Origin of the sequence: Vibrio sp. RM-41-2B, assembly GCF_024744415.1 — a bacterium.
Lineage (GTDB): Bacteria > Pseudomonadota > Gammaproteobacteria > Enterobacterales > Vibrionaceae > Vibrio > Vibrio diabolicus.
This window is the reverse complement of sequence record NZ_JAMQWD010000019.1, coordinates 140,590-158,516: the sequence shown is the minus strand read 5'-3', so window position 1 is coordinate 158,516 and position 17,927 is coordinate 140,590. Positions and strand designations below refer to the sequence as shown.

Below are 17,927 nucleotides of genomic sequence, written 5' to 3'. Positions count from 1 at the left end.
GTGACTTGTCTGCAGTAGATCTCTAGCCAAACTTTGGTTTTTGAAGATCATGAATTTAATAGATTTTTCTAGTTCTCCTGTTTCATTATTGCCACCTATTGTCGCTTTGACTTTGGCGATTTTGACTCGACGTGTATTAGTCTCCTTAGGTGTAGGTATCGTGCTGGGTGCGGTTCTACTTAATAGCTGGTCTATCGGTGATACCGTTAGTTACGTGAGTTCTCAAGTTTCTTCTGTCTTTATTGAAGATGGTGGAATTAACACTTGGAACATGAGCATTGTTGGTTTCCTAATCTTATTAGGTATGACAACTGCATTATTAACGCTATCTGGTGGTACTCGTGCATTTGCCGAATGGGCACAATCTCGAGTGAAGAGTAAACGCGGCTCCAAACTTCTTGCTGCCTTTTTAGGCGTATTCATTTTTGTCGACGATTACTTTAACAGTCTTGCTGTTGGTGCCATTTCTCGTCCAGTAACCGATCGTTTTTATGTGTCTCGCGCGAAGCTTGCATACATTCTAGACTCAACTGCTGCACCAATGTGTGTGATCATGCCTGCTTCTAGCTGGGGTGCTTACATTATTACGATTATCGGCGGTATCTTAGTCTCACATGGGATCACTGAGTATTCGGCTCTTGGCGCGTACGTTCGTCTTATTCCAATGAACTTCTACGCAGTTTTTGCACTGCTTATGGTGTTTGCTGTGGCGTGGTTTGGCCTCGATATCGGTAAGATGCGTGAGCATGAAATCTCTGCATCTCAAGGCCGCGGCTTTGATAAAGACAAAGAAAACGACTCGCAAGAAGCGCATGATCTAAACGAAGAGCTAGATATCCGTGAAAGCGAAAAGGGTAAAGTGTCAGACTTGGTACTTCCTATCGTGACGCTGATTATTGCGACTATCGCTTCTATGCTTTACACGGGTGGCCAAGCATTGGCTGCTGACGGCAAAGAGTTTGCGCTTCTAGGTGCGTTTGAAAATACAGATGTAGGCACATCACTAATCTACGGTAGCTTGCTTGGCTTAGCTGTCGCATTATTTACTGTTGTGAAGCAAGGTCTTCCAATGGGTGAAATTGCACGCACACTATGGATTGGTGCTAAGTCTATGTTTGGCGCGATTCTAATCCTAGTATTTGCCTGGACTATCGGTTCGGTTATCGGTGATATGAAGACGGGTTCGTACCTTTCTACAATGGCTCAGGGCAATATCAATCCACATTGGCTACCGGTTATCCTATTCTTGTTGTCTGGTCTAATGGCATTTTCAACAGGTACTTCTTGGGGTACGTTCGGCATTATGCTTCCAATCGCGGGTGATATGGCTGGTGCAACCGATCTTGCGCTAATGCTCCCAATGCTAAGTGCAGTTTTAGCCGGTGCCGTTTTTGGTGACCATTGTTCACCTATCTCCGATACCACTATTCTGTCGTCGACTGGTGCACGTTGTAATCATATTGATCATGTATCGACCCAGTTGCCTTATGCATTGTCCGTGGCGCTAGTTTCCTGTGTTGGCTTCATTACTTTGGGGATGACTGCGTCAATTGCATTCTCATTCATCGCTGCATCAATCACATTTATTATTGTATGTGGAGCACTTTCTTGGTTGTCGAAGTCTAAAATGGCATCGTGCCAAAATGTCTAGTACAGCTCAGTGTTTTTAATAAAGAGGAAGCTCCGCTAAATTTAGCGGAGCTTTTTTTTAACGCGATTTAGGTGAGGGGGGCAATCGCGTTTTTGGGGATAATCGTTTCGTGTTAAAAGCGAGCTATTTGTGTTCTGAGCACTCCTTTCTGTGCTGTGATAGAAAATCTATCAACCGACTTCTTCTTAGCTCTAAGCAAAGACTATGCCTGGTTTAACTTGTTGATTTTAAAGACGGTAATGTCAAGAGGTTTATGATGAGGGGCTAAGTAAATGATATATGATGAGTTGTCTGTTACACAGTGTCACGTTACACCTGTACAGCAACTAAACATTTAAGTTGTATTTCTTTATTAGACGATAAAGCGTTGTTCTTGAAATACCAAGATGACGTGCAGCCGCACTCATATTGTGCTTATTTTCTTCGATAGCTTGCAGTAGGTAGTCAAGATCAATTTGGTCCACTGAAGGAAGTAATTGCCTTTCATTATTATCAAGGCCCAAGTCAGCGACGAGAAGCGTGTGATCTTCACACATGACAATCGCTCGTTGGATTACATTTCGCAGTTCTCTTACGTTACCTGGCCAACGATGCTTGAGGAGCTTGGCTTTTACTTTATCCGACATTTTTTGTACCTGACCATGAGACAAATCTGTTAAGAAGTGTTCTGATAACATAAGGATATCTTTCCCACGCTTTCTCAGTGGAGGAATAGTTAATGGCAAGATATTAAGCCGATGGAATAAATCTTCACGGAATCCGCCTTGTACAACCTCATTTTTCAAATCCACGTGGCTCGCAGCAATGACTCTGCAGTCCACGTCAATGAATTTATCAGCGCCGACTTTATGGATTTGCTTACTCTCTAAAAAGTGCAGAAGGTGGATTTGTAGATCCGGCGGCATATCACCAATCTCATCTAGGAATAGGGTACCTTTATGCGCTTTTTGAATAAAACCGATACGATCTGAAATCGCTCCTGTAAATGCTCCTTTTTCGTGACCGAAAAGTTCTGACGCAATAAGACCACTTGGAATTGCGCCGCAGTTAACTTCAACAAAAGGTGCCGAGTGTCTGTTCGACAACTGATGAATAAGACGAGCACAGAGACCTTTGCCCACCCCTGTTTCACCCTGAATGAGTACTTCAGCATCACATTGAGCGTACTTTTGGATTGCCGTGCGAAGTTCTTGGATACATGCACTATTGCCGATTAATGGGTATAGTGTTGTATCGCTGAAATCCACAGCTTGTTTGTTACTACCGTTACGCAGTTTCATGGTTAATCACTATTTTTTGCCCCACTAAAATAATAGTTTTGAATGAGTCGTCTCAAACGTGAGCGGATGTCTCTTTATTGAGAATGATGTCAATTACTAAGGGCGGTGAGATCTAAATAGTTGTTTTGATGAAAATTCATACTATTCTTCTTTTTCTTTAAGAATAGGGTTGAATAGAAACCTAATTTCTACCCATATACTCAACTGAAATTAAATTTAAATCCTTTAAAATCAAGTTATTATAAAAAATAGCCAGAAAATTTTAAATTCAGTATTGAAAAATATAGAATCCTTGGTTAGTGTGGTTACTAACGAAGCAACTCAATAGAGCCTTAAATAAGTATGCGTAATTTTGTAATGAACATTCATCACCATCATCACCCAATCTAGTCTTTCGGGCGATGTACGCATACCCGGGAGGCAGGAAACTCCCGGAGGTGAAATCAAAGTAAAAGCAGATTTTAAACCCTCGGGAGACTCCAATCTCTCGAGGGTTTTTTAGTTTTATTAATTCAAAAATTACTTAGATATCAAAATCTTGCACAGGGAAAAAGCAATGCAAACACAACGCTTAAGAATCGCAATTCAGAAAAAAGGTCGCCTTAGCAAAGAGAGCCAAGCTCTGCTAAAACAGTGCGGCGTAAAATTTAATGTAATGGGTGAGCGTTTAGTGGTTCACTCGGAGAACATGCCAATTGATTTGCTTTTGGTTCGTGACGATGACATCCCTGGCTTGATCATGGATGGTGTTGTTGACTTAGGTTTCATTGGTGAAAATGAATTGGAAGAAGTTCGTCTTGATCGCAAAGCTCTGGGTGAACCATGTGAGTTTGTACAACTTCGTCGACTTGACTTTGGCGGTTGTCGCTTGTCTATCGCTATCGACAAGGATGAAGAGTACAACGGTCCACAAGACTTAGCCGGTAAGCGTATTGCCACAACTTACCCTCAACTCCTAAAAGCTTACATGGATGAAGCAGGCGTTCCATTCTCCACATGTATGCTAACTGGCTCTGTAGAAGTTGCACCTCGCGCAGGTCTAGCTGACGCTATTGCTGATTTGGTATCGACTGGCGCAACGTTAGAAGCGAATGGCTTAAAAGAAGCGGAAGTGATCTTTAAATCTAAAGCGACGCTGATTCAACGTATCGGTGAGTTTGATGCAGACAAAACAGCACTGATTGAAAAACTACTGACTCGCATGCAAGGCGTACAACAAGCGAAAGAGTCTAAGTACATCATGCTTCACGCGCCAGCTGAAAAGCTCGATCAAATCAAAGCACTACTTCCTGGTGCTGAGGATCCTACTGTTCTTCCTCTTTCTGCAGATAAGCAGAAAATGGCTGTTCACTTAGTGAGTTCTGAAAACCTGTTCTGGGAAACCATGGAACAGCTAAAAGAGTTAGGTGCTAGCTCAATCCTAGTGCTACCAATTGAAAAAATGATGGAGTAAACATCATGAGAACAGTCGTTTGGCAATCTTTAAGTGAAGAGCAGCAAGATTCGATCTTAGAACGTCCTGCTATTGCAGAAGGTGCAAATATCACTGCAGCAGTGTCTGAGGTTATCGCTAAAGTTAGAAATGAAGGCGACTCTGCTCTCAACGAGCTGACAGAAAAGTTTGATCGCGTTAAACCTGAGTCCATTCGTGTTTCTTCTCAGGAAATTAAAGCCGCTTCAGAGCGCTTGTCTGAATCAATGAAAAACGCATTAGAGCAAGCTTATGCCAATATTTCTAAATTCCACAAAGCGCAAAAGCCACAGCCAATTAAAGTCGAAACTCAACCGGGTGTGCTTTGTGAACAGGTAACACGTCCAATTCAAAAAGTGGGTTTGTACATTCCTGGTGGTAGCGCGCCATTGCCATCGACGGTTTTGATGCTGGGCGTGCCTGCGAAAATTGCTGGCTGTCGTAAAGTTGTGCTTTGCTCTCCGCCTCCAATCGCTGACGAGATCCTTTACGTAGCAAAATTGTGTGGCATTGATGAAGTGTACAACGTCGGTGGTGGTCAAGCTGTTGCTGCAATGGCATATGGTACAGAGACCGTATCAAAAGTTGATAAGATTTTTGGCCCGGGTAACGCTTACGTGACGGAAGCAAAGCGTCAGGTGAGCAATGATTTCCGTGGCGCAGCGATTGATATGCCAGCGGGTCCTTCGGAAGTTCTTGTGATTGCGGATGAAACAGCGGACCCAGATTTTATTGCGGCGGACCTCCTAAGCCAGGCAGAGCATGGACCTGACTCTCAAGTTGTACTTGTGACGCCATCAGCCATTATTGCAGATCAGGTGACAGATGCCGTTCGTCGTCAATTGAAAGAGTTGTCTCGTTCAGAGATTGCAGAAAAAGCGCTCGCATCGAGTTTAATCATTATTGCTGAATCGATCACCCAAGCGATCTCTATTTCTAATTATTATGGCCCTGAGCACTTAATTGTTCAGACTAAGAACCCACGCGAGCTTCTGCCTCTATTAGACAACGCAGGTTCGATCTTCCTTGGTGATTGGTCGCCTGAATCTGCAGGTGATTACGCATCGGGCACTAACCACGTTCTTCCTACTTACGGTTACACACGGACATATTCAAGCTTAGGTTTGGCTGATTTTTCTAAACGAATGACGGTTCAAGAGCTTTCAGCTGACGGTCTTAAAAATCTTGCGCCAACGGTTGTCACCATGGCTGAAGCAGAAGGTCTGGACGCCCACAAACGTGCTGTTACTATCCGTGTAGAAAAATTAGCAAGTAAGTAAGAATAAGAGAGTAAAGAGATGGAAAAGCTAGCGCGTAAACAAGTCCAACAACTAACACCTTATCTTTCGGCTCGCCGAATTGGTGGTACAGGTGACGTATGGCTGAACGCCAACGAATCGCCATTCAACAATGAATACAAAACAGACTTTGCTCGTCTTAATCGTTACAGCGAATGCCAGCCGAAAGAACTGATTTCTGCTTACGCCGCGTATGCTGGAGTGAAGCCAGAACAAACGCTGACTTCTCGCGGTGCAGATGAAGGTATTGAGTTATTGATTCGTGCTTTCTGTGAACCGGGTGAAGACGCGATTTTATACTGCCCACCGACTTACGGTATGTACGCCATCAGTGCAGAAACCATCGGTGTAGAGCGCAAAACGGTGCCGCTAACGTCAGATTGGCAACTAGACCTTGCAGGCATCGAAGCGAATCTAGATAACGTGAAACTGGTTTTCGTATGCTCGCCAAACAACCCAACGGGTAACTTAGTTAAGCGTGACGATATTGTCTCTCTGCTTGAGATGACAAAAGACCGCGCAATCGTGGTCATGGACGAAGCGTACATCGATTTTTGTCCAGAAGCGTCAACAGTAGATTTATTGGCAGAATATCCAAATCTAGCGATTCTGCGTACTCTGTCGAAAGCTTTCGCGCTTGCTGGTCTTCGTTGTGGATTTACGCTAGCAAACGAAGAACTGATTAACGTCCTTCTTAAAGTGATCGCACCATATCCAGTACCGGTTCCAGTTGCTGAAATTGCTACTCAAGCGCTCTCTGAAGCAGGCCTAGCGCGAGCGAAGTTCCAAGTTCTCGATTTGAACGCGAACCGAGCTTACTTACAAGTTGGTTTGTCGATGATTCCGGGTCTGGAGGTTTTTGAAGGGTGGGGTAACTACTTATTGGTGAAATTCCCAGATGGCGATGCTCTTTTCAAAGCCGCTTGGGATACGGGCATTATCCTGCGTAACTCGCCAATTGAGAACTGCGTGCGTATCAGTGTTGGTAACCGCGACGAGTGTGAAAAGACACTGGGTTTCATTAGAAACTACTATTCATAAATAGAATTCTCAACGTTCTCGGTTTATGCCGAGAACGAAACAAGATTAGTAATAAGGAAGTTCGAGTGAGCAAGCAACAAAAAATCCTATTTATCGACCGAGATGGCACCTTAATTGTTGAGCCGCCAGTTGATTTTCAAGTAGACCGTTTAGATAAGCTAAAACTAGAGCCATTTGTTATCCCAAGCCTGTTGTCGTTGCAGGATGCTGGATACCGTCTAGTGATGGTCACTAACCAAGATGGTTTGGGTACTGACAGCTACCCACAAGCTGATTTTGATGCACCGCACAACATGATGATGGAGATCTTCGAGTCTCAAGGTGTGAAGTTCGATGACGTGTTGATTTGTCCTCACTTTGAAGAAGATAACTGCTCTTGCCGTAAGCCTAAGCTAGGCATGGTGAAAGAGTACCTTCAAGGTGGCAAAGTTGATTTCCAAAACTCTGTCGTGATTGGCGATCGTCAAACCGATCTTCAACTTGCAGAAAACATGGCAATTCGTGGTATTCAATACAACCCAGAAACCATGGGTTGGAAACAGATCCTGAAAGATCTGACGGTGAAAGCTCGTGTTGCTGAAGTTATTCGTACCACGAAAGAAACGGACATCAAAGTTGCGGTTAATCTTGATGAGCAAGGCGGTAACGATATCTCAACGGGTCTTGGTTTCTTCGACCACATGTTGGATCAAATTGCGACGCACGGTGGATTCCAGATGGTGTGCAAAGTAGAAGGTGATCTACACATTGATGATCACCACACGGTCGAAGATACCGCTCTTGCGTTGGGTCAAGCATTGAAAGAAGCACTGGGTGACAAACGTGGTATTGGTCGCTTTGGCTTTAGCCTGCCAATGGATGAGTGCTTGGCACAATGTGCACTAGATCTATCTGGTCGTCCTTACCTTAAGTTCGACGCGCAGTTTAGTCGTGAGCAAGTGGGGGACCTTTCAACAGAGATGGTGGTTCACTTCTTCCGTTCTTTAACTGACACACTAGCGTGTACACTGCACCTTTCTTCTGCGGGCAACAATGATCACCACATCATTGAGAGCCTATTTAAAGCGTTTGGTCGTACTCTGCGCCAAGCAATCAAAGTAGAAGGCACTGAGCTACCGAGTAGTAAAGGCGTACTTTAAGGCTAACGTTAGCAAGGAGAAAAACAGTGACAGAACAGAAAGTTGTCATTATCGATACTGGCTGTGCCAACGTCTCTTCGGTGAAGTTTGCTATTGAACGCCTAGGCTATGACGTGACTATTTCAAAAGATCCGCAAGTCGTATTGTCGGCAGATAAGTTATTCCTACCGGGAGTGGGAACCGCCAGCGAAGCGATGAAAAACCTAGAAGAGCGTGACCTTATCAGCTTGGTAAAACAGGTAGAAAAGCCGCTATTAGGTATCTGTTTAGGCATGCAGCTGTTGGGCAAAGTGTCTCAAGAAAAAGGCCAGAAAGCAGACGAGTTAGTTGAGTGTCTTGGACTTTGTGATGGCGAAGTGAAGCTGCTTCATACCGGCGATTTGCCACTGCCGCACATGGGGTGGAATACCGTTTCTGCAAAAGCAGGCAATCCGTTATTCAAAGGTATTGAAGAGGGTGAGTACTTCTATTTTGTGCACAGCTTTGCGATGCCAGTTGGAGACTACACCATTGCCGAATGTGATTACGGAAATCCATTCACTGCTGCGGTTCAAAGCGGTAACTATTATGGTGTGCAATTCCACCCAGAGCGTTCTTCAAAAGCGGGCGCGAAGCTTATTCAAAACTTCTTAGAATTATAAAAGGGATTTAGTGTGATTATTCCAGCTCTTGATTTAATTGAAGGACAGGTGGTTCGCCTTTATCAAGGTGATTACGGCCAAGTAACCGAATACAAAGTTGACCCAGCAGAGCAGTTTAACTTGTACCACCAAGCGGGCGCTAACTGGCTGCATTTGGTGGATTTAACAGGTGCGAAAGACACAACAGCGCGCCAACTTGATTTGATTGCAAAACTACTCGCAAGCACGCCAGCGAACATCCAAATCGGTGGCGGATTGCGTACAGAGCAAGACGTGATTGATCTGTTAGAAGCCGGTGCTCAACGTGTTGTGGTTGGTTCTACAGCAGTAAAACAACCAGAGCTTGTAAAAGGTTGGATGGAAAAATACGGCGCAGAGAAAATCGTTCTCGCGCTAGACATTAACATCGACCAAGACGGCATACGTAAAGTGGCGATCTCTGGTTGGCAAGAAGATTCAGGCGTGACCATCGAATCGCTTATCAACGATTACTTAACGGTAGGTCTACAGCACGTGCTTTGTACGGACATTTCTCGTGACGGTACGCTAGAAGGCTCAAACGTTGAGCTTTACGTCGACTTATGTAAACAGTACCCACAAGTGCAGTTCCAATCTTCAGGCGGCATTGGCTCATTAGCGGATATCGAAGCACTAAAAGGCAGCGGTGTTGCTGGTGTGATTGTTGGTCGCGCATTGTTAGATGGTAAGTTCACAGCAGAGGAGGCGTTTGCATGCTGGCAAAGCGAATAATTCCATGTCTTGATGTTCGTGATGGACAAGTGGTGAAGGGCGTCCAGTTCCGCAACCACGAAATCATTGGTGACATCGTTCCTCTGGCGCAGCGTTATGCTGAAGAAGGCGCTGACGAGCTTGTGTTCTACGATATTACCGCTTCAAGTGATGGGCGTGTCGTTGATAAAAGTTGGGTCGCTCGCGTTGCTGAAGTGATTGATATTCCTTTCTGTGTGGCTGGTGGTATTAAATCAGCAGAAGACGCAGCGCGCATTCTTGAGTTTGGTGCAGATAAGGTATCTATTAACTCTCCTGCCTTGGCGAACCCTCAGTTGATTACTGACCTTGCTGATAAGTTTGGTGTGCAATGTATCGTCGTTGGTATCGATTCATACTACGACAAAGAGACAGGTAAGTATCAGGTTTACCAGTTTACTGGCGATGAAGAACGCACCAAAGCAACCCAATGGGAAACGCGTGATTGGGTGCAAGAAGTACAAAAACGCGGCGCTGGTGAAATCGTACTGAACATGATGAACCAAGACGGCGTGCGTAACGGCTACGATATTGAACAACTTAATATGGTGCGTGAAGTGTGTAACGTGCCATTGATTGCTTCGGGTGGTGCAGGTGCCATGGAGCACTTCGCAGAAGCCTACCAAAAAGCAAATGTGGATGGCGCGCTTGCCGCATCGGTATTCCACAAGCAAGTCATCAATATTGGTGAACTAAAGCAGTATTTGAAACAACAAGGCATTGAGGTACGACTATGAGTGTGAAAGCCGCCGAAGTAAGTTCGCTAGCTGAGCGAATCAACTGGGAAAAGGTGGATGGTCTGGTACCTGCCATCGTACAAGATTTCCAATCAAGCCAAGTGCTGATGATGGGTTACATGAACCAAGATGCGTTGGCAAAAACGGGCGAAACAGGTCAAGTGACGTTTTTCTCTCGTACCAAGCAGCGTCTTTGGACGAAAGGTGAGACCTCTGGCAACGTATTGCAACTAGTGAACATGCAGCTAGATTGCGACAGCGATACGCTACTGGTAAAAGTGAATCCCATTGGTCCTACGTGCCACTTGGGTAACACAACTTGCTGGGATGTGGACCCTCAAGAGGAGTCACAAATGGTGTGGCTTCATCAACTTGAGCAGCTACTGGCTGCCCGCAAGAGTGCCGACCCAGATTCCTCTTATACTGCCAGTCTTTATGCCCGTGGCACCAAGCGTATTTCGCAAAAAGTGGGCGAAGAAGGCGTTGAAGTCGCGCTTGCGGCGACGTCGGGCGATAAGGCGGAGTTAGTGTGTGAATCAGCAGATTTGATTTACCACTTAATGGTATTGCTTCAAGACCAAGGCTTATCGATGAATGACGTAGTGAACAAACTGAAAGAGCGTCATAAGTAAGCCTGTCATAGATAAATGAAAGCCTCTATTTCCGTGAGTCTAGGGGCTTTTTTTTAATGTAATATTGTTGATTCGGTGGGGAAATCTGAAAGCAGAGCCTACGGTGATTATATTCTGAATCACGCTTGTTCTTCGTTGTTGAGAATGACGATATATTTTCTAACGGTATTTGAAGTCGCGTTATCTATTTCAAACGAAAGTACATATTCACGTTATTCCGACGAGCTTAGGTGAGATCAGGAATCTCATTAAAGCGAGCTCAATAAGCTAAGCGTGGATGCCTTTACCCACAACACTTCTTAAACTTCTTACCGCTTCCGCAGATACATGGATCGTTACGACCTAGCTTTAGGCTACTCACTGGCTGGCTTAATCGTGGATCCTGTTCTTGTTCTTCTTCTGGCTCTTCTTCAGGAAATGTGCCGTCAATGTAGTACCAAAGCCCATTTTCTTTTACGAAGCGAGAACGTTCTGTCATACAGTAGCGTTTGCCGTCTTCATCAAAATAAGCGCTAAACTCGACAAAGCCTTCATTGTCATTACTGCCAGCCTCTGTTTTTAATATTTCAAGTTTGCACCAATCGCTGTCGATAGATTGGGCAATGCCTTCTCGTTGTTCTTCTGCATTACAGCTTGGGTGGTAGGTGTTCACCACGTAATCTACTAGACCTAACACATGCGCACTGTAACGAGAGCGCATTAACTGCTCCGGAGTGGTAACGTCAGCATGGTTATGGTGGGCAATTTCACAACACTGTTGGTAGGTGCGGTTAGAGCCGCAAGGACAAGAAGAAGCCATAAAATGAAATCTCGATTAATTAAGCGGTAAAAACAAACAACCTCACAATTGCGAGGCTGGAGGTGAGGCATTATAGCGGTTTAGGGCGTTTGAGACAGCAGTTCTTGAGCCCACTCGGTAGATTGATTAAAAGCGTCTGCTAATTGAGGCTCGGTTAATTTAAGAACGGTGCAATACCGCTCAGCTAATTCCCAGTCTGCTTGTTCGTAGGCGATCGTCATTGAAAGTAAGTGACCAAGTACGCCTTTTCGACTGGTTAATGCGAGTTTTATATCTTCGTCAACGGGGATATCTTCAATGACATCCGAGAGCGGTTGATCGAGCAAAGATCCGAGTAAAGAAAACATGCCTGTCAAAAAAGCCTGCCCAGGGTCATACCTAGTGTTCATTTGACTAAGTAACAGTTCACACATTCTTGCACGCTGAATCGCCAAGGAGTAAAGAGAATCTGGTTTATCTTCTTGAACGGACGCAATGGCAACTAAGGAAATAAAGCGTCGTAGTCGCTCTTCACCCAGATAAATAAGCGCTTGTCTGAACGACTTAATCTTAGTCGTTAATGTATATCCTGAATTTACGTAAGTAAGCAGCTTGTATGACAGCGTCACATCAATCGAAAACAGACGTTCAACCTCATTGAAGTCGATGGGCTTATCTGCAATCTCTTTACAAAGCTGGATGACTGTAAGAAACGCGGGGTTCAACCGTTTTTTCTGGATCATCTCAGGTTTGCTAAAAAAATACCCTTGAAAATAGTTAAAGCCGGCTTCTAAAGCTTGCTCAAACTCTTCGTAGGTCTCTACTTTTTCCGCAAGAAAGTCGATTTTAAATGGGCTTAATGCCTGAATAAAAATAGCGGCTTTCTTAATCGGTACGAGTCGAATGTCAAACTTGATCATGGAAACGTATGGAAGAAAACGTTTCCAAGCCTTCGTCGGCACAAAATCATCTAAAGCAATTTTGTATCCGCATTCATGAAGGTGCTTGATTGCTTCTAGCAACTCTTCTGTCGGTTCACAATCTTCAAGGACTTCAATGACGAGAGACTCTTTGGGAAACAGAGTTGGGACCAGATTCACCAAGCTTTGATGCGGAAAGTTAACAAAGCCAAGTTTGTTCCCTAATGTGTTGTAATGCGTCGACAAAAAATGATCGGATAGCAGTCGACTAGTAGCCAGCTCTGGTTCTACTTCAGGGAAGGTATTTTTAGGACCGTCTCGAAAGAGAAGTTCGTAACCTATGGTTCGTTTTTCTCTATCCAGAATCGGTTGGCGAGCTACGTAAGAATACTTCAATTAGGTACTTCGTTCTGTTTAACTTAGTATTATGATAATAGCGATTTTTTACAAAATATCTACGACTTGAGCGTGAATCTTCTACACGCTCTACATGCTTAACGCAAATTCTGTATGAATGGTCTCGTTTGTAGGTCAAAGCCATCAGAATTTACTTGTAAAACTGAGCCTTGCGTATACCAATCCCCTAAAACTATCCGGGTCTTTTTAACGCCATTGACGTCAAAAAAATGTGTATTCGGGCGATGAGTGTGACCATGAATCATTAAGTTGACGCAATTCTGAGACATCACTTTCTCGACTTCATTTTGATTGACGTCCATGATGTCTAAAGGCTTGCTCATTTTATCATCGCGAATATCGGATTGAACTTTTGAGACAATTTTCTTCTTAATAAACCAAGGAATGTGATTAAACAGCCACTGCAACCAAGGTTGATGAACAGTCTTACGGAATTTTTGATAATCAATGTCGTCAGTACACAGGGTGTCACCGTGGAGAATAACCGCTTTAGTACCATAAAGGTCTATGAGGCTAACTTCATCCAGTAATGTAATGCCTGTCTCTTTACAGAAGCGTTTTCCCAATAGGAAGTCGCGATTGCCCTGAATGAAATAAACAGGAACGCCAGTCTTTGTTAGTTGCTGGAACTCAGTACGGATTTGATTGGCAAAAGGAGTTTTGTCATCGTCTCCAACCCAAAACTCGAACAGATCGCCTAATACATAAAGTGCATCGGCTTTCGTTGCTTCTGTTCGCATGAACGTCACAAAACATTCCGTAATATCCGGACGCGATGGGGTGAGGTGAAGATCGGAAATAAATAATGTTGTCATAGAAATAAGGGGAAGCGATGCCTCCCCATTAACTTATCTCTTAGAAATAATTCTTACGAATTATTCTTCAATTGTTGTACCAGTGATTACTACGTCCTCTAGAGGTACGTCTTGGTGCATGCCGTAAGAACCAGTGCTAACGCCTTTGATCTTATTTACGATGTCCATGCCTTCTACAACTTCACCGAATACACAGTAACCCCAACCATCTAGGCTTTCGCTACGGAAATCTAGGAATGTGTTGTTGTTTACGTTGATAAAGAACTGAGAGCTTGCTGAATGCGGCTCCATAGTACGCGCCATAGCAAGTGTACCCACTTTGTTGCTTAGGCCGTTGTTTGCTTCGTTCTTGATAGGTGCACGTGATGCTTTTTCACGTAGACCAGGTTCCATGCCACCACCTTGGATCATGAAACCGTCAATAACACGGTGGAAAAGAGTGTTGTCGTAAAAGCCATCGCGGCAGTACTGAAGGAAGTTTGCGCTAGTCTCTGGCGCTTTCTCTTCGTTTAGTTGAATCTTGATGTCACCAAAATTAGTGTGAAGGGTGATCATGCTACTTTCCTTTACTGTGTTGTGTTGAGCCCGAGATTCTAGCCTAAGTTCTAGTGCTTTAAAAACTCAGGAAGAGGAAATTCTTCGTTTTGTGCTTGAAGTTTAGCCGATTATCGTTTTATCGGTTAATTGCTATTACCTAACCAGGTCGGAGTTGATATACTCGACCTTCTTTTATTCATTCACAATCATAGATAGAGATCATGTTAAAGATATATAACACACTCACAAGACAGAAAGAGGAATTCAAACCAATTACAGCTGGCAAAGTCGGCATGTATGTCTGTGGAGTTACCATCTACGATCTCTGTCACATCGGTCACGGTCGCACTTTTGTCTCCTTTGACGTGGTATCACGTTACCTTCGTTACCTAGGTTACGATCTAACGTTTGTACGCAACATCACAGACATCGATGATAAGATCATTAAACGTGCGGCTGAAAATGGCGAGTCTTGTGACTCATTGACCGAGCGCTTGATCGGTGAAATGCACGCAGACTTCGACGCATTAAACATGAAGCGCCCTGATATTGAGCCTCGTGCAACCCAGTTTATTCCAGAAATCATCGAACTTGTTCAAAAACTGATTGAACGTGGTTTTGCTTACGTTGCGGATAATGGCGATGTAATGTTTGAGGTTCGCAAGTTTGACGAATACGGCAAACTGTCTAAACAAGATTTGGATCAGCTGCAAGCGGGCGCGCGCGTTGATGTCGAAACAGCCAAACGCAGCCCACTAGACTTCGTTCTTTGGAAGATGTCTAAACCAGGTGAACCTACGTGGGAATCACCATGGGGCCCTGGTCGTCCAGGCTGGCACATTGAATGTTCTGCTATGAACTCTTCAATCCTAGGTGATCACTTTGATATTCACGGTGGCGGCTCTGATCTTCAGTTCCCACACCACGAAAACGAAATCGCGCAATCATGCTGTGCGCACGACACTAAGTACGTAAATACTTGGATGCACAGTGGCATGGTGATGGTAGATCGCGAGAAGATGTCTAAGTCTCTAGGCAACTTCTTTACTATCCGTGACGTACTTGGTCACTACGATGCAGAAACGGTTCGTTACTTCCTTATGTCTGGTCACTACCGTAGCCAGTTAAACTACAGCGAAGAGAACCTAAACCAAGCACGCGCTTCGCTTGAGCGTCTATACACTTCTCTACGTGGTTTGGATCTAAATGCTGCTCCTGCTGGTGGTGAAGAGTATGTATCTCGCTTTACAGCAGCGATGAACGATGACTTCAATACGCCAGAAGCGTACTCAGTTCTGTTCGACATGGCGCGCGAAGTTAACCGTCTGAAAACAGAAAACCTAGAGAAAGCGAGCGAGCTAGGTGCGCTAATGCGTGAACTAGCAGATGTGATCGGTATTCTTCACCAAGATCCAGAAGCCTTCCTAAAAGGTGATGCAGGTAACGATGATGAAGTGGCTGAAATCGAAGCTCTTATCAAGCTGCGTAACGACTCTCGCGCTGCGAAAGATTGGGCGAATGCAGATATGGCTCGTGACAAGCTAACCGAAATGGGCATTGTTCTGGAAGATGGTCCAGAAGGCACAACGTGGCGTCGTAAGTAATTGAATTTTCAATTTTAAAGGGCTGATAATTCAGCCCTTTTATTTTCCATTTCCATAAATTAAAACTTTAACTTTAGGTAATGCTCTGTGGCTCAGATGTATTTCTATTACTCAGCAATGAATGCGGGTAAATCAACAACGCTTCTTCAATCCTCTTTCAACTATCAAGAACGCGGCATGACGCCAGTTATTTTTACGGCTGCACTAGATGATCGCTTTGGTGTTGGTAAAGTGAGCTCTCGTATTGGTCTTCAATCTGACGCACACTTGTTTCGTCAGGATACCAATTTATATCAAGAGATCGCAGCTCTGAATGAGGTTGAGAAACGTCACTGTATTCTTGTTGATGAGTGTCAGTTCTTGTCGAAAGAGCAGGTTTACCAACTTACTGAAGTTGTTGATAAACTGCATATTCCAGTATTGTGTTATGGCCTTCGCACCGATTTTCTAGGCGAACTTTTTGAAGGCAGTAAGTACCTGTTATCTTGGGCAGACAAGTTGGTTGAGCTCAAAACGATCTGCCACTGCGGTCGCAAAGCGAATATGGTTATTCGTACCGATGAACATGGCGTGGCGATTAAAGAGGGCGATCAAGTTGCGATCGGCGGTAACGACAAATATGTCTCCGTGTGCCGTCAGCATTACAAAGAAGCACTCGGTAAATAATCCGTATTAATACAGAAAAGCCACCGTAATCGGTGGCTTTTTGTTGTCTGCTAGAAAGGGCTTAGACTAAGTCAAAACCAAATCTCTCTAGCAAAACCTGGTAAGACGATTCGACTTGCTGAGGGATGTTCTGCTCGGTTTGAAATCCTTTCTCTGGATAGCTTTTTACACGAGAGAAATCTTCCATTAGTGCTTCTAGCACCATCATTAATGGCATGTCTTCATTAATATACTCAAAAAACGGATGAGCCGTAGAGCTTACTTGGAGCTGGGAGTAGGGTGACTGCCACTGTTTTTCAAATGTCGCTATAGCTCTGCGTTCCATAAATGGTTTTTGCACCAGAATAAACGATGAGCAATTTTTTCCTTCCTTTTTCAATCGCTGCTCAGTAAAGCGAACGTTTTCTCCACTGTTGGTGGATTCAGTTTCGAGCAAAATTGCTTCACTGGGCACACCTGACATCTTGGCAATCTCGGCAAAAGTTTCCGCTTCGCTTTTTTCAAACAGTCCATCGGTAAAACGACCTTCTCCCCCTGAAAATACAATCAAAGGCGCTAACTTTTGGTGGTACAGATTTGCTGCATGTTCTGCTACACGCACATCGTTACTGCACATCACAAACAAACAGTCTGCGGGTTTCAGCTCATGTTTGAGTTGCATGTAATCCCAAAGTGTTTCTATGTGTCGATAGAGTTTCATAGCGCGTCCAAAGTTGAGTTGAAATGAAATTGATAGCCAAGTGAGAGTAGTTTGTCTGCGAGAATGCGCTTATCTGTTTGTTCTGTGACTGGTGGAAGAGGTATCTCACTTTCGCTCTTATTTATAGCGGCTTGGTAGAACTCCGCCTTGCTGACGGTATGCGGTGTGGTCACGTTAATAACTTGGTTGCTTAAATTATCTAAAGCAAATTTGACCGCCGATACTGCATCGTCTTGATGAAGCATATTAGCAGGCGCTTTACGACTGACTTGTTTTAGTCTCATAGCAAAGCGAGAAGGGTGCCTGTCTGGCCCAATTAGCCCGCTACAACGCATAATGACGAAGCTAATATTAGAGTCGATAACATGCTGCTCGGCTTGCAGCATAATACGTGCATTGTCAGAGAAATAAGGGCTGCCGGCTGCTAAAGAGAGTGACGCATCTGCTTCTTCCATATCAGAAGCTAGGTTGGGATACACCGTTGTAGAGCTAATCATAACGAGCTTTTCAACGTTGTTTTGCTTTGCTGCGTTTGTGAGCATTTGCCATTGTTGGGCGTATTCTTGTCCGTGTCCTTTACGAAAACCAGGGGGAAAAGCACCGACAACGTGAGTAATTTGATGTTGCTTAAGCAACTCATCTAGCCGTTTCGCCGCGTTAAGTTGATTAAAATCGAATAATGCGGAGTGAGTTAATGAAGCGGGTAACTCGTTTAACCGAGCTTGGTTACGACGAGTAACGACAACGTGGTGTCCGTCTTTCATCAAAGTTTCTGCTAGCGGAGTTCCGAGCCAGCCTGCACCTACGATCAATGTATTTGCCATTTGGGTCT

Annotated in this window: 18 protein-coding genes and 1 other annotated feature; of the genes, 11 read left to right on the top strand and 7 right to left on the bottom strand. The window is 44.3% G+C overall.

What is annotated here, in order from left to right:
• Nucleotides 1–49 precede the first annotated feature (49 nt).
• Complete coding sequence (tet(35), locus tag NB463_RS13705) at nucleotides 50–1,651, top strand: tetracycline efflux Na+/H+ antiporter family transporter Tet(35) (RefSeq protein WP_005390865.1); 1,602 nt, start codon at nucleotides 50–52, stop codon at nucleotides 1,649–1,651.
• Between the two features lie 326 nt (nucleotides 1,652–1,977).
• On the opposite strand, the gene NB463_RS13700 is transcribed toward tet(35), so the two are convergent.
• Nucleotides 1,978–2,931, bottom strand: a complete 954-nt coding sequence (locus tag NB463_RS13700; RefSeq protein WP_258431641.1) for a sigma-54 interaction domain-containing protein — start codon at nucleotides 2,929–2,931, stop codon at nucleotides 1,978–1,980.
• A 365-nt stretch (nucleotides 2,932–3,296) separates the two neighbouring features.
• Nucleotides 3,297–3,434 (top strand) — a sequence feature (His leader region).
• Between the two features lie 53 nt (nucleotides 3,435–3,487).
• Here NB463_RS13700 and hisG point away from each other — a divergent pair.
• The 8 genes from hisG to hisIE all read left to right on the top strand — a co-directional run bounded on the left by hisG (nucleotide 3,488) and on the right by hisIE (nucleotide 10,658).
• Nucleotides 3,488–4,384 (top strand): ATP phosphoribosyltransferase, encoded by an 897-nt coding sequence (gene hisG / locus NB463_RS13695; RefSeq protein ID WP_005390869.1) that lies wholly within the window; start codon nucleotides 3,488–3,490, stop codon nucleotides 4,382–4,384.
• A 5-nt stretch (nucleotides 4,385–4,389) separates the two neighbouring features.
• Nucleotides 4,390–5,682 carry a histidinol dehydrogenase gene (hisD, locus tag NB463_RS13690; protein ID WP_005390871.1) on the top strand — a complete coding sequence of 431 codons (1,293 nt, stop codon included), beginning with the start codon at nucleotides 4,390–4,392 and terminating at the stop codon, nucleotides 5,680–5,682.
• Nucleotides 5,683–5,700: 18 nt separating this feature from the next.
• Nucleotides 5,701–6,741 (top strand): histidinol-phosphate transaminase, encoded by a 1,041-nt coding sequence (hisC, locus tag NB463_RS13685; RefSeq protein WP_053807212.1) that lies wholly within the window; start codon nucleotides 5,701–5,703, stop codon nucleotides 6,739–6,741.
• Nucleotides 6,742–6,806: 65 nt separating this feature from the next.
• Nucleotides 6,807–7,880, top strand: coding sequence for a bifunctional histidinol-phosphatase/imidazoleglycerol-phosphate dehydratase HisB (gene hisB / locus NB463_RS13680; protein ID WP_053807213.1), 1,074 nt, complete (start codon nucleotides 6,807–6,809; stop codon nucleotides 7,878–7,880).
• A 26-nt stretch (nucleotides 7,881–7,906) separates the two neighbouring features.
• A complete protein-coding gene (hisH, locus tag NB463_RS13675) occupies nucleotides 7,907–8,521 on the top strand; it encodes an imidazole glycerol phosphate synthase subunit HisH (protein ID WP_053807214.1) in 615 nt (204 codons plus the stop codon).
• A gap of 12 nt (nucleotides 8,522–8,533) precedes the next feature.
• Nucleotides 8,534–9,271 carry a 1-(5-phosphoribosyl)-5-[(5-phosphoribosylamino)methylideneamino]imidazole-4-carboxamide isomerase gene (hisA, locus tag NB463_RS13670; protein ID WP_258430845.1) on the top strand — a complete coding sequence of 246 codons (738 nt, stop codon included), beginning with the start codon at nucleotides 8,534–8,536 and terminating at the stop codon, nucleotides 9,269–9,271.
• Nucleotides 9,253–10,026, top strand: coding sequence for an imidazole glycerol phosphate synthase subunit HisF (gene hisF / locus NB463_RS13665; RefSeq protein ID WP_004749837.1), 774 nt, complete (start codon nucleotides 9,253–9,255; stop codon nucleotides 10,024–10,026). Before hisA ends, hisF begins: the two co-directional genes overlap by 19 nt.
• Nucleotides 10,023–10,658 (top strand): bifunctional phosphoribosyl-AMP cyclohydrolase/phosphoribosyl-ATP diphosphatase HisIE, encoded by a 636-nt coding sequence (hisIE, locus tag NB463_RS13660; protein ID WP_065645357.1) that lies wholly within the window; start codon nucleotides 10,023–10,025, stop codon nucleotides 10,656–10,658. Before hisF ends, hisIE begins: the two co-directional genes overlap by 4 nt.
• 283 nt (nucleotides 10,659–10,941) lie before the next feature.
• Here the strand turns inward: hisIE and NB463_RS13655 are convergent, their stop codons facing one another.
• From NB463_RS13655 to NB463_RS13640, 4 genes are all read right to left on the bottom strand, one after another.
• On the bottom strand, nucleotides 10,942–11,457 hold the full coding sequence (locus tag NB463_RS13655) for a YchJ family protein (RefSeq protein WP_258430844.1): 516 nt from the start codon (nucleotides 11,455–11,457) through the stop codon (nucleotides 10,942–10,944).
• Nucleotides 11,458–11,537: 80 nt separating this feature from the next.
• Complete coding sequence (locus NB463_RS13650; protein WP_005378158.1) at nucleotides 11,538–12,752, bottom strand: EAL and HDOD domain-containing protein; 1,215 nt, start codon at nucleotides 12,750–12,752, stop codon at nucleotides 11,538–11,540.
• 98 nt (nucleotides 12,753–12,850) lie between these two features.
• Nucleotides 12,851–13,588, bottom strand: coding sequence for a UDP-2,3-diacylglucosamine diphosphatase (gene lpxH, locus NB463_RS13645; RefSeq protein ID WP_258430843.1), 738 nt, complete (start codon nucleotides 13,586–13,588; stop codon nucleotides 12,851–12,853).
• A gap of 60 nt (nucleotides 13,589–13,648) precedes the next feature.
• A complete protein-coding gene (locus NB463_RS13640) occupies nucleotides 13,649–14,143 on the bottom strand; it encodes a peptidylprolyl isomerase (protein ID WP_005390900.1) in 495 nt (164 codons plus the stop codon).
• Between the two features lie 203 nt (nucleotides 14,144–14,346).
• On the opposite strand from NB463_RS13640, the gene cysS reads away from it, so the two are divergent.
• The gene (gene cysS, locus NB463_RS13635; RefSeq protein WP_005390902.1) at nucleotides 14,347–15,729 is read left to right on the top strand and encodes a cysteine--tRNA ligase; all 1,383 of its coding nucleotides are present in this window, start codon (nucleotides 14,347–14,349) and stop codon (nucleotides 15,727–15,729) included.
• A gap of 87 nt (nucleotides 15,730–15,816) precedes the next feature.
• Nucleotides 15,817–16,395, top strand: coding sequence for a thymidine kinase (locus NB463_RS13630; RefSeq protein ID WP_005378154.1), 579 nt, complete (start codon nucleotides 15,817–15,819; stop codon nucleotides 16,393–16,395).
• 61 nt (nucleotides 16,396–16,456) lie between these two features.
• Here the strand turns inward: NB463_RS13630 and NB463_RS13625 are convergent, their stop codons facing one another.
• Nucleotides 16,457–17,095 (bottom strand): YdcF family protein, encoded by a 639-nt coding sequence (locus tag NB463_RS13625; RefSeq protein ID WP_258430842.1) that lies wholly within the window; start codon nucleotides 17,093–17,095, stop codon nucleotides 16,457–16,459.
• The gene (locus NB463_RS13620) at nucleotides 17,092–17,919 is read right to left on the bottom strand and encodes an NAD-dependent epimerase/dehydratase family protein (RefSeq protein ID WP_258430841.1); all 828 of its coding nucleotides are present in this window, start codon (nucleotides 17,917–17,919) and stop codon (nucleotides 17,092–17,094) included. The genes NB463_RS13625 and NB463_RS13620 overlap by 4 nt, the downstream gene beginning before the upstream one ends.
• Nucleotides 17,920–17,927: the final 8 nt, after the last annotated feature.